The organism is Actinomadura sp. 7K534, from assembly GCF_004348575.1.
GTDB classification, from domain to species: Bacteria; Actinomycetota; Actinomycetes; order Streptosporangiales; family Streptosporangiaceae; genus Spirillospora; species Spirillospora livida.
In genome coordinates, this window is sequence record NZ_SMKB01000024.1 from 1 (window position 1) to 12,542 (window position 12,542).

8 protein-coding genes are annotated in these 12,542 nt (G+C 73.2%); all 8 read right to left on the minus strand.

The features are described from left to right. Positions 1 to 46: 46 nt before the first annotated feature. The 8 genes from E1266_RS07710 to E1266_RS07745 all read right to left on the minus strand — a co-directional run bounded on the left by E1266_RS07710 (position 47) and on the right by E1266_RS07745 (position 12,526). On the minus strand, positions 47 to 2,818 hold the full coding sequence (locus tag E1266_RS07710) for an AAA family ATPase (protein ID WP_132045241.1): 2,772 nt from the start codon (positions 2,816 to 2,818) through the stop codon (positions 47 to 49). Between the two features lie 133 nt (positions 2,819 to 2,951). Then, entirely contained in the window at positions 2,952 to 5,711 is a 2,760-nt protein-coding gene (locus E1266_RS07715) for a LuxR family transcriptional regulator (RefSeq protein ID WP_132045243.1), read from the minus strand. A gap of 153 nt (positions 5,712 to 5,864) precedes the next feature. Further along, positions 5,865 to 6,671: a GNAT family N-acetyltransferase gene (locus E1266_RS07720; protein WP_132045245.1), complete on the minus strand. Its 807-nt coding sequence runs from the start codon at positions 6,669 to 6,671 to the stop codon at positions 5,865 to 5,867. Positions 6,672 to 6,709: 38 nt separating this feature from the next. After that, entirely contained in the window at positions 6,710 to 8,071 is a 1,362-nt protein-coding gene (locus E1266_RS07725) for an NAD(P)/FAD-dependent oxidoreductase (RefSeq protein ID WP_132045247.1), read from the minus strand. Positions 8,072 to 8,178: 107 nt separating this feature from the next. Next, positions 8,179 to 10,941, minus strand: coding sequence for a LuxR family transcriptional regulator (locus E1266_RS07730; RefSeq protein WP_132045249.1), 2,763 nt, complete (start codon positions 10,939 to 10,941; stop codon positions 8,179 to 8,181). 38 nt (positions 10,942 to 10,979) lie between these two features. Then, positions 10,980 to 11,501 (minus strand): STAS domain-containing protein, encoded by a 522-nt coding sequence (locus E1266_RS07735; RefSeq protein ID WP_132045251.1) that lies wholly within the window; start codon positions 11,499 to 11,501, stop codon positions 10,980 to 10,982. Beyond that, positions 11,498 to 12,100: an FAD-binding protein gene (locus E1266_RS07740; protein ID WP_207945485.1), complete on the minus strand. Its 603-nt coding sequence runs from the start codon at positions 12,098 to 12,100 to the stop codon at positions 11,498 to 11,500. The genes E1266_RS07735 and E1266_RS07740 overlap by 4 nt, the downstream gene beginning before the upstream one ends. A gap of 27 nt (positions 12,101 to 12,127) precedes the next feature. Beyond that, complete coding sequence (locus E1266_RS07745; RefSeq protein WP_132045253.1) at positions 12,128 to 12,526, minus strand: hypothetical protein; 399 nt, start codon at positions 12,524 to 12,526, stop codon at positions 12,128 to 12,130. Positions 12,527 to 12,542 lie beyond the last annotated feature (16 nt).

The following is a 12,542-nucleotide window of genomic DNA, read 5'->3' on the forward strand; positions in this document are numbered from 1 at the left end:
CGGGGGGACGGGGCCCACCGGGGTTCGCCGGAGGCTTTTCCGCACGTCAGTGCGGAGCGGAGTCACCCAGGGACAGAGCATCGGAGAGCTCCCTGCGGGAGCTGATGCCGAGCTTGATGAAGATCTTGCGAAGGTGCCATTCGATCGTGCGGGGGCTCAGAAAAAGCCGGGCCCCGACCTCCGGGTTGGAGAAGCCTTCCCGCACGAGCATCGCGATCTGCTCCTCCTGAGGCGTCAGCGCGTGACTCGGCGAAGTCTCGTCCTTGCGCTTTCGGACGGTCTCACCGGTGGCGAGCAGCTCCCGGCGGGCCCGTTCGGCGAACGCCGCCATCCCGATCGACTGGAACATCTCGTAGGCGGTGCGCAGCTGGGTCCGCGCCTCGGCCGGCCGCCGGTTCCGGCGCAGCCACTCCCCGTAGAGCAGGTGAGCGCGCGCGAGTTCGGGGCGCAACAGCGTCCGGTCCAACCGCTCGATCGCCTGGAGGTAGAGGTCCGCCGCGGCGGTGTCGTCGCTCAGCAGCGCTCGGCAGCGAGTCAGGATCCCCTGAGCCCAGTCCGTGTCGCACGGTTCCGTCACGTCCGCCAGATCGTCGAGTGCACCGTGCGCGGCGTTCTCGTCCCCGACGCGCACCGCCGCCTCGACGAGTTCGGGCAGCGCCCATTGGGAGACGATCACATTGGCGCTCTGGATGGTGGCCTGGGCGGCCGACAAGGCTCGCTCATGGTCGGCGAGGCCGTTGTGGAGTACTGCGGACGCCCACTGCGCGGACGCGACGCCGTTCAGCTGACCGGAGGCGCCCGCCTCCTCGATCGTCGCGGCGATCAGTGCCGTGGCCTCGGCCTCCCGGCCCCGCATCGCCGCGAGCAGGAGCCGGGTGTGGCGCGTCATGGGCACGCCCGCCGCGGCGGCGGCCGCTTCGGACTGGGCGTCGATCACGGCAGCCGCGTCGAGATCGCCGCTCAACAGGATCGGTATGCCCAGTGCGTGGAGATAGACGGGGAGCTCGGTCAGGGCACCGGCCGCCCGGACCTCCTCGACCGCCCTCGCGGGAATCTCGGGCATGACGCGGTCCTCCCAGAGGAGCGCGGTCAGACCGCAGGCCGCCCAGCCCCACTTCAGGATGTCCTTCATGGGGTGGTGCTCGATCGCGGCCAACGCCCTGCGCAACGTGGGAAGCGCGGCTCTGCGCCCGTCGGTGATGAGCAGCGCGTAGCCCTCGAGGACGAGGTCGAGCGCGCCCGGCTCCCCTGCGAGGCGCGGCAGTTGCCGCATCGCCCGCGAGATCGCCACGAGGCTGTCCCGGTTCCCCGCCCCGAACGACGCGCTGGCCCAGGCGACGAGGTAGGTCTCGCGCGCCAGATCCATGTCGAAGGGCTCCAGCCGTTGCGCGGCCGCCAGGAGCATTGGCGGCCCCTTGTCGTTGAAGCCGGTCGCGAACGCGATGTGGCTTCGGATGAGGTGGGCGCGCGCGTGCTGGAGCTCGCTCCGGGCGTTCCGGGCGGCGACGTCGAGGAGTTCGCGGGCGGCGTCGAGGTCGCCCGCCTGGAGGCCTGCGTCGGCGGCCGCCAGGGCGCGTTCGGCCCGCTGCGAGGTGTCGACGGTCAGGGCCACGGCCCGCTGCAGGAAGGCCGCCGCGGCGGCCAGTCCGCCGCGCGCCTGGGCCCGGTCCGCGGACCGTTCCAGTTCGGCGGCGACGGTCTCGTCGGGGCCGGTCGTCGCGGACGCGAGATGCCAGGCGCGGCGGTCCGGATCGGCCTGCGCGTCGGTCTCCTCCGCCAGTGCCAGATGCACGGCCCGGCGGTCCTTCTTCCTCGCCGACCGGTAAACGGCGGATCGCACGAGCGGGTGGCGGAACATCACTCGCATCCCGAACGTGAGAAGCCCGTCCGTCCCGGTCGCCAGTGCTGCGGCCCGGGTGACCCCGAGCCGTTCGGCGGCACGCCGGACCAGCGCCGGATCACCGGTGGGTTCCGCTGCGGCGACCAACAGGAGCATGCGGGTCCGCTCGGGCAGATCTTCGATTCGGGTCTGGAAGCTCTGCTCGATCCGCCTGGGCAGCGAGTCGGCGTGCAGCAGGCCGAAACCGCCCGCCATCTGTGTCACGGTCAGCTCGCGCGGCAGTTCCAGCAGGGCGAGCGGGTTGCCCTGGGTCTCCGCCACGAACCGCTCTCGGACGTGCGGGTCGAGCCGGGCTTGCGTCGCCGAGTCCAGGAGGGCGTGGGCGTCCGCGTAGCGCAGCCCGGTGACCTCCATCTCCGGCAGTCCGAGCAGTTCCTGGCGCTGTTCCCGGGAGCCGAAGACGAGGGCGACCGACTCGGCCAGCATCCGGCGGGCGACGAATCCGAGGACCTGCGCCGAGGCCCGGTCCATCCAGTGCGCGTCGTCGACCATGCACAGCAGAGGGCCCTCCTCGGATGCCTCCGACAGGAGGCTCAGTACCGCCAGCCCGACCAGGAAGCGTTCGGGCGAAGGGCCCGCCCGCATTCCGAAGGCCGTCTCGAGCGCGTCGCGCTGGGGCTCGGGAAGATCGTTCAGCCGTCCCTGGAGCGGAGCGCACAGCTGATGCAAGGTGGCGAAGGCCAGCTCCATCTCCGATTCGACACCGACCGCCCGCAGTACCCGCATGTCGGTCGCCGCGCGCTCCGCATACTCGAGCAGCGCCGACTTGCCGACGCCCGGGACGCCGTGCACGACCAGCACACGGCTCTCCCCGGTACGGAGTGCCGCGATGATCCGGTCGAGAGCAGCGCACTCCGCTCCCCGCCCGAGCAGTCCGACCTGGTCCGTATGCCCGGCCCCGCGTGCACGTTGGTCCACCGCTCCCCGCCCTCATCGCAGTCAATGCTGCCGGCAAGGCTGATTATGTCCGGAAAGCGCGTCAGGATGTGCGGTCCAGACCGGTGACGACCAAGGGCACGGACTCCTCCGCTTCACGTGCCGGCATGGTCCGCTAAGCGCCCGGCGCCGCCTGGTCGAGGTCGGCGAGCGCGGTCTTCAACTCGGCGCGGCCTTTGATGCCGAGCTTGCCGAAGACCTTGCTCAGGTGGTACTCGGCGGTGCGCGCGCTGATGAAGAGCCGGGCGCCGATGTCCCGGTTCGTGAGTCCCTCGCGGGCGAGCCGGGCCACGTTGAGCTCCTGGTCGGTGAGCCATGCGACCACCCCCTGCGCGGGTACGCGGGTGTTCTCGCCGATGGCGTTCAGCTCGCGTGCGGCGCGGTCGGCGAAGCCGTTCAGGCCGACGCGCAGCAGCACCTCGTGCGCCGTCCGCAGGTGCTCCCGCGCCTCGGCGTGCCGACGGCGGCGGCGCAGCTCCTCGCCGTACAGCAGACGGCACCGCCCGATCATGATCGGGATGCCCTCGCGCTCGAAGCGCTCGATCGCCTCCAGGTACAGCGCCTCGGCCTCGTCGCCGTCGCGCACCTGTGCCTTCGCCATCGCGAGCACGGCCAGCGCCCAGTTGGTCCCGACCGGCCGTGTGACCCCGGCCAGCTGCTCGAACGCCTGCTCGGCGAGCGCGGTGTCGCCGGTGTGCGCCGCCGCCTCCACCAGCTCGCCCAGCACCCGCATCGCGTGGCTCAGCTCGTGGGTGTACGGCAACTCCCGGCGACCGGAGACCACCACCTCGGCGAAGCGGCCCAGGCCGTTGTAGAGGAGGGTCTCCGCGAAGTTGACCGCGCTCAACCCGTAGCCCTCGCCACGGGCCTGCGCGTCGAGACGGATCTGCGCAGCCAGGCGCTCGGTCTCCTCGGCCTGCCCCCGGTACGCCGCGAGGAACATCCGCCCGTACTGCGGCAGAGGGCTGCCGGTGACCTCCTTGATGGCGTCGATCTCGTCGCACGATGCTTCGGCCGCGTCCAGCTCGCCGTCGACGGTCTGCGCCACCATCAGCAGGCTCAGTGCGATCGGCAGCACCGTCAGCACGCCGTCGGCGCGGGCCAGCACCACCTGCCGATCCGCGAGCGTGCGCAGCCCGCGGGCGTCCCACAGGTCCTGCGCGGCGCGCGAGGCGAACCACATCCAGTGCAGCTCCAGCGCGTCCGGAGCCTCGTCGAGGAACGCGCGCTGCGCCCGCCGCAGCGTCTCGATCGCGGCCTCCTGGCCCTTCGCGGCGAGGAGGGCCTGCCCGCGCAGGATCAGATCCCGCGCACGCTCGGATTCCTCGCCGTCGGTCGCCTCCAGGATCGCGTTCGCGACCTCGGCCACCTGCTCGGCGTCACCGAGACGGCCGCCGTACACGGCCGCCGCCAGCGCCTCGATGTAGGTGTCGCGGGCCAGCACCGGATCGAGCCCTTCCAGGCCCTGTGCCGCGGCGAGCAGCAGCCGTGCCCCGCTGCCGTCGCGCCGGAGCGCGTACCCGGCACGAGCGCGCAACCGCGCGATCAATGCCTCCTGCAACGCGGAAAGCGGCAGCTCGGCGGCGATGTCGAGCAGGCGGAGGGCCGCCGCGGGCGCGCCCGCGTCGTGCTTGGCCTCCGCGGCCGCGATCAGCCGCTCCCCGCGACGGTCCGGTTCGGGCGTCAACTCCGCCGCACGTTCCAAGAACGCGCCCGCGGCCGCGGCCCCGCCGCTCCGCCGGGCGCGCACCGCCGACCGCTCGAGGTCGGCGGCCACCTGCTCGTCCGGACGCAGCGTCGCGCGAGCCCGATGCCACGCCCGGCGGTCGGGGTCGCGATCGGCGCCGGTGGCGTCGGCCAGCGCGGCGTGGACCCGGCGCCGGTCCTCGGGCGACGCCGCACGGTAGACGGCCGATCGCACGAGCGGATGCCGGAACTCGACGCGCGTGTGCACCGTCAGCGCGTCGGCGTCCTGGGTGGCGTCGAAGTCGTCCGGGCCGACGCCCAGTACCGCGCTGGCGCGCCACAGCAGTTCGGGATCGCCCGTCGGGTCCGCCGCCGCCAGCAGCAGCAGCAGACGTGCCGACTCCGGCAACGGCTCGAGTTGCGCGACCAGGCTCTGCTCGATGCGGCTTTCCAGTGGCATCGAGCCGCTCGGCGCGGACCCGTCGGCGAGCCCCGCCGGGCTCAGCGCCCGGGGCAGTTCCCGCAACGCGAGCGGGTTGCCGCGTGCCTCCACGATCAGCTGGTCGCGGACGCGTTCGTCGAGGCCGCCGGGGGCCGCCAGGCGCAGCAGCTCGCGCGCGTCGTCGTCTCCGAGGCCCTCGACCGGCAACTGCCGGAGCCCGCCGAACACCTCGCCGACCGTGCGCATGACCAGCACGAGGACGATTCCCTCGACGTCCAGGCGCCGGGCGGCGAACGCCACCGCCCGCGCCGACGCATCGTCCAGCCACTGCGCGTCGTCGACGACACAGAACATCGCCCGGTCGCCCGCCGCCTCGGTGAGCAGGCCGAGCACCGCCAGCCCGACCAGGAAGGGACTGGGCGCGGACGCCCGCCGCAGCCCGAACGCCGCCTCGAGCGCCTCGCGCTGCGGTGCCGGAAGGCGCTCGGCCGCCCCCATCATGTGCCCGCACAGCTGATGCAGGCCCGCGTAGGCCAGCTCCATCTCCGACTCGGACGCCACGATCCGTTCGACCCGGACGTCCGCCGCCATCCGCGCCGCGGCGTGCTCCAGGATCGCGGTCTTGCCGACACCGGCCTCACCGCAGACCACCAGCGCATCGCTCCGGCCCGCACGAGCCCGCTCCACCAGCGCGTCCAGCTCGGCGAGCTCGCGACGCCGTCCCCGCAACGGTATGGTCCCGGTCACGCCGTCACCCGCACGGTGACTCGCCGACGCATGCTGTCTCCCACGGCGTCACCTTCGCTGGCCTTGCCGAAGCAGGTGGATTCTTTTCAGATCACCCTAGCCGGGACATTGCCGGTGCACGAGCGGTGACCTGGGCCGGCCTGGCGGGCTACGTCACCGGGACTGCTGGAGGTCGCCCGGACGCAGGCGGTACTGCTGGAGCAGGAGCCGGTGGTACTTGTCCGTCTCGCCGACCCATTCCATGCCGATCCGCTCGACCGTCGCGGCGGCGCGCCTGTTCGCCGGACGGACGAGCGAGATCACCTCCTCGAGCCCCTGCTCGAACGACCACCGGGCCAGGGCCAGTCCCGCCTCGGTGGCGTAGCCGTGGCCCCACTCCCGAGGATGGAGTTGCCATCCCATCTCGTACGCCTCGTCGGGTGACAGCGGCAACAGCGTCGCGCCGCCGACCAGCTCTCCCGTCTCCAGGCTTTCGATGGCCCAGCGGCCGCCGGGGACGAGCAGGCGCCCGTCCTCGGCATGCCACCTCTCCAGGATCGCCCGCATGGCCGCCAGATCCGGAACCCGGCCCATGGCGGGACTCAACCAGCGTGCGACCTCGGCGGTTCCGTAGATACCGAGCGCGGCGGCGGCGTCATCCACCTTCCACGGCCGCAGGACGAGGCGTTCGGAAGCCAGTTCGTGCGTCAGGTCCCGGTACTCGGGGTGCCGGGCGATCCAGCCGGAGTAGAACGGGCACACCGCGCGCACCTTGAGCCCCTGCGAGCGGACCTCGTCCAGCGAGGCCCGGGCGAGCGCCGCGCCGACGCCGCGCCCCCCGTACGCCGGACGCACCTCGGTGTGCGTGAAGGTGATCCGCGCCTGGCCGCGGGTGTACTGGGCGAACCCGGCCAGGTCACCGTCCACCCATGCCTCGTACCGGTTCTTCCGCGGGTTGTCGGTGACTGTCACGTCTGACATGGACGGCTCCTCGATATCTCGATCGTGTACGGCCGGATTCAGCGGAGCGCGTTCAGAGCGGCTTCCACGGCCCGGTGGAAGGTCGGGTAGGTGTAGATCATGTGTGCGATGCGGGCGGTGGGCACCTCCGCGTGGACGGCGACGTTCAGCCCGTACAGCACCTCACCGCCTGCGGGACCGGCCGAGGTCGCGCCGACCAGGACTCCGCGGTCGGCGTCCTCGACGAGCTTGATGAACCCCTCGGTGCCCGGACCGTGGATCCAGCCGCGCGTGGACGAGGCGATCGGCACCAGCGCGGTGCGCACTCGCATCTCCTGTTCGCGAGCCTGCCGCTCCGTCAACCCCACGGCCCCGATCTCGGGATCGGTGAAGGTGACGCGGGGCAGTGCCCGGTAGTCGGCGTCGGGACCGGGCTCGCCCAAGATGTCGCGGACGGCGATCCGCGCCTGGTACATGGAGACGTGTGTGAAGGCGCCGCGGCCGGTGACATCGCCGACCGCCCACAGCCCGTCACCGGCCCGCATCTGCCCGTCGGTGGGCACGGCGCGTGCCGCGGGATCGACTCCCGCGGTGTCGACCGCCAGAGCGGCAAGATCCGTGCGGCGGCCCGTCGCGACGAGGAGACGCTCGGCCCGGAGCGGGTCCGGCTCGCCTTCGAGCCGGACCTCGAACGCCGTGCCGACGTGGTCGACGCGTGCGGCCCGAGCCCTGTGCCGGACGGTGACGCCGTCACTCCGCAGTACCCTCTCGGCCAGCTCCCCGGCTTCCGGTTCCTCCCGGGCGAGCAGCCGTTCATGACCCTCCACGACGGTGACGGCGCACCCGAAACGGGCGAACACCTGGGCGATCTCCACCCCGATGGCGCCGCCGCCGAGCACGATCATCGACGTGGGGAGCTCCTCGGTGGCGATGGCGTCCCGGTTGGTCCAGTACGGCGTCGCCGGCAGACCCGGGACGGGGGGAATGACGGGACGGGTGCCCGTGGCCAGCACGACGCCCCGCCGGGCCTGATAGGTGCTGTCGCCCACGGTCACCCGACGGGGCCCCGCGAGCCGCCCCGTCCCGCGGACCAGCCGCACGCCCTTGGCCACCAGGCGGTCGGCGGCCGCCCGGTCGTTCCAGGCGTCAGTGGCCTCGTTCCGGACGCGGTCGGCGACCCGCTTCCAGTCCGGGACCGCCTTCCCTTCCCCGGCCAGGACGGGGACGCGGCCGGCCTCGGCCAGGACGTCACCGGCGCGGATCATCATCTTGCTGGGGACGCAGCCCCAGTACGGGCACTCGCCCCCGACGAGTTCCGCCTCGACGCCGACCACCTCCAGTCCCGCTTCGGCGAGCGCGCCCGCGGCGAACTCACCGCCGGGCCCCAGTCCCACGACGACCACATCGACTTCGACGTTCACGCGGCTTCCCTTCTCTTCCTCTTCTCGGGGCGGCGATGACCCTCATGGCCGCCCGGCTGATTCCCCGGGCCGACGTCGGTCGTCGGTTCCGGTCTTCGGGAACAAGGTCATTCGGCCTCGTACGCCAGCACGAGGCGGGCGAGGTCCACCCGGGAGTTGATGTCCCATTTGGCGAAGACGTGCCGCAGATGGGTGTTGACCGTGTGGCGCGACAGGAACAGTTGCTCGGCGACCTGCCGGTTGGTGGCTCCCCGCGCCACCAGCCGGACCACCTCGACCTCCGCCGCCGTCAGCCCCCAGCGGCCCTCCTCCGAGCCGTCGCGGGGCCGATGCGCCCGGCGCACACCGAGCAGGCGCAGGCGCCTCCGTACACGGGCCGCGTCGCGTGCGGCGCCCGCCGCGCCGTACAGGTCCAGCGCGGTGTCCAGGAGATGCCGCGCGGCGGGGTCGCCGCGCTCGCCGAGAACCCGTCCCGCGTCCTCGGCCGCCGACGCGTGGACCAGCGGCCGTTCGGTCTCCTCGAACAGCTTGACGGCGTGCAGCAGGAGGTCGGCGTCGCCGTTGACGATTCCGCGAGCCTGGGCGGCGACGCCCCTGAACAGGGTGAATCCGTGATCGAGGCTCTCGGCGCGGGCAGCGGCGGCGCTCGCGAGCCCGGGGAGCCCGGCACGCAGTGCGAGGCGGACGAGGACGACGTGGTCGGCGGGATCGGGCGGTGTCCCGGGCGGCGAGCCCGCGGCTTCCGGGGCCTCCCAGGCGCGGTCGATGAGCGTGGCGACGCGAGCGGTGTCGCCCAGGGCGTCCGCGGCCAGCGCGGCCAGCCACGCACCGGCGCGCCGGACCGCCGGCGCTTCGTCGTCCATCATCCGCGCACCGTCGGCGGCGCAGCGGCGGATGCCCTCCCGGTCGCCCAGATGAACCGCAGCCCTGCCGAGCGCGTACCGGACCGCGGTGTCGGCGCCGTCCCCCGAAGGCGGGGAGCCGGACGAGGCCAGGGCGGTGTCGGCCGCGGTGCGGACGGCGTCGAGCCGGCCGGCGGCTAGCAGGATCCCCACGCGGGCCATCGACCACAGGTGCGCGGCGGTCGTGTGCCCGGTCCGCCGGGCGGTGCGGACGCCGTCGTCGGTCTCCCGCAGCGCGGCCCGGATCCGCCCGGACGCGGCGAGGAGGTACGCCCGCCCGCAGGCCGCGGGAGCCCACGGCGGTTCCGGTGTCCGTGAGCGGGCGGTATCGGCGTTGGCCTTGTCCTGGAGAAGGGCGTCGGCCCTGTCCTGGAGCTCGAAGGCGAGAATGAGGTTCAACCGGGACAGCTCGATCCTGGCCCTCGCGGCGAGCACCGTGGCCTCGGCCGCGGGGCCGGTCCCGGCGGGGACGCGATCACCGGCGGCGACGGCCTGCGCCGCGCGTCCCGTCTGGGCGAGATGCAACGCCTGGACGGCGGACAGACCGGCGCGCAACCCGACCGGCAGGCCCGGCAGCGTCAGGGCGGTCCGGCACTGGCGGAGAGCCTCAGCGGCGGAGTAGTGGCCCACGACGCGCGCCACCCTCAACCGCAGTCCGGCCTCGTTCTGCGGGGTGAGGAAGCCCTTGAACGCGGTGTCCGCCAGGGCCTCGGCCTCGGTATACCGCCCGATCCGTCCTAGGAGGTCCACCGTCTCACCGACGATTTCGGCCGTGCACGGCCCGGTCGTACCCGAGAGTTCCAGCGCCCGGCGGCTCAGCACCACCGCCTCCGACGGCGCGGCGGGGGCCAGGTCCGCCGCGGCCTCGCGGAGCAGCGCAACGGCTCGGTGGTCGCCGGGCACCGCGCTCGCGGCGAGGGCGGCGGCGATGTCCACCGCCCTCGCGCCTCCCGCCACGCGGACGTCCACCGATCGGCGCCGCAGGCTGCGGCGCAACGCCACGGGGAGCGTCTCGGCGATCGCCTGCCGCATCAGATCGTGCTGAAACTCCAGGTGGGCGTCCTTACTGAGCAGAATGCCGGCGTCGACCGCAGCACTCGCCCCCGCTGCCACCTCACCGACCGGGAAGCCGGTGAGCAGGCCCAGTTCTTCGACCGTGAACGCCCGATCGAGGACGGCGGCGCTCTGCACGCCCACTCGGGCGGGCGGCGGCAGCCGGTCGAGCCGCCGCCGGACCATCGCGTGGAACCGGCGCGGGATCGTTTCGGCGGTCGCCGAGGCGACACCGTCCCGGATCGCCACGAGCCCGTCCTCCCGCATGCCCTGAAGCAGTTCGACGACCGGTCCCGGCATGCCTCCCGCATGCCGCACGAGGTGCCGGATGTTCTCGCCGGGTTCGGCTCCGAGCAGGTCGGCGGCCAACGCGATCGCGGCGCGGTCGGGCATCGGACCGAGGACGATCCGATGCCCGCGGCCCTTCCGCGTCCGCTCCAGCAGCGGGAGGCCGGACGGGACACTCGGGACGCGCTCCCCTGCGAGCACCCACAGGAGCGCGGTGTCCGCCGAGTCGTCCAGCAGCGTCGCCAGTGCCGCCGACGTCAGCGGATCGAACCACTGAACGTCGTCGAGGCAGACCACCAGCGGTGCCGAGTCGGTGCGCGGTGCTTCCAGCATGGGGCCGGGGGGACCCGGGAACCCGCCGGTCGCGCCGGTCTCCAGCCGGCAGGACAGGCCCGCGGCGAGAGCACGGGTACGGACCTCCGCGAGCAGCCGCGTCCGTCCCGAACCCGGCGGGCCCTCGATCACCACCACACCGCCTTCTTCACGGGCCAGTGCGGCGAGGCGCCCCTGGAGCGGTTCCAGTTCGGGCTCGCGACCCCGCAGCGGGAGATCGGCGCCCTCACGGGGACGCGCCGGGCCGGAGCCCGCGCGTACGCACGCCGTCCGCGTCATCTGTTCGACCGCCATGACTCCTCCGTTCGCCCCCGGGCTGACGGCGGTTGCCGTCAGGACACACTGTGGCCGCCCGGGCCCCGCGGTCGTATCCGGGAGCCCCTGGCCCGAGTCCCTGGGGTGAGGGCGGGCCGAGCCCCGGGGGTGGCGTCGCGAACGAGCATGAGCAGGCCGGGGACCCGGCTCCATCCCACGATGTCCATCAGCTTGGCCAGATGGGGCGCGACCGAGCGCAGCACCAGCCGCCGGTCCTGGAGCCCAAGCCGGCGCGCGGCCGCGGCCAGGGCGCGTAGCCCGCCGACGTCGATGAAGCTCAGCCTCTCCACGTCGACCCACACGTCGCCCGAACCGTGCTCGAGAACGCTCGACAGCGCGGTGGTGAAGGAGGCGAGGGTGGTGAGGTCGATCTCCCCGTCGACGACCAGGTACGGGGGCTCGAAGACGCCGTCCAGACGGAGCAGCGCGCTGCGCACCCGCACACCTTCGAGGAGGAGGCCCGAGCCGTCGCGGGTCTGTGCCCGGTCGCCTCCGGAGCCCGCCGCGGCGGAGCCGTTGTCAATGGCCTGCTCGGTCATGCGCTCTCCCGTGAAAGTCGCTGGATCCGGTGGGGACCCGATCGGGTGCCGTCGCGCAGCCGTTCGCCGGCGCCGTACGGCACGCTCACGTTGTCGCGTACGAGCAGACGGGTGATGTACGCGGTGTCCAGGATCGGGACGTCCAGTTCGGCGGCCCGCCGTACCAGGGCGCGTTGGATCTCCAGCCCCGTGTAGTCGCCGCTGAAGGCGGTGCGCCGGTAGGTGTGGGCGCCGAAGAACCGCAGGGAGATCCGTCCGTCGGCGTCCCGGGCGAACGGCATTCCGTAGCGGACGAGGTCGTCGATGCCGCGCGCGGCGCCCTCCGTCACGATCCGCACCGTCCGCGGGTCGGCCAGGAGGTAGCTCTCCAGCAGGGTGTCGGCGGCGTGCTGCTGCCAGCTGTCCTGCGGGTCCATCGTCGCCAGAACAGAGTTGATGCTCCCGGCGGCGAGCGTGGTGTGGGCATCGGCCTTGGGGCGTTTGCCGACCGCCAGCACGCCGACGCCCCGCTCGGCGAGCTCGATGGCGGTGCGCAACCCCGATCCACCGGTGCCGATCACCAGTACCGGTGTCGACAGCCGTCGCTCGGAACCGTCCATGATCACTTCTCCTTGTCGTTCGTCGGCTCAGCCGAGGGGCGGGGGCGGATCGAAAAGCCATTGGGCGGAGGACATCCGGACGATCTCGCGCGGCCGGCCCGACGGCACGCGGGATCGGGGCGGCGCGCACCCGATCCGCGACCCGCCCGGCGAGGACGACCGCCGCACCACCACGAGGTCGCACAGCACGCCCGGGACGACGGCGAGGCCGGCCGCGTCGACCGGAGGTTCGCCGAAACAGCCGAGGCCGTGGTCGACGAGCCCGTGATCGCCGATGCTGGTTCCCGTGTTCGCGTCGCGGGCGGCGGGTACGCGCCCTCGCCCCCCGCTGGGCGAGGACGCGTACCCGCCGACATCGATCACTGTCGCCGGCGCGACGGCGGGAGGGACCAGGGTCGTCCACTGGCCGGTGCCCTGGGAGGACACCCGTCCCCTGGGGATA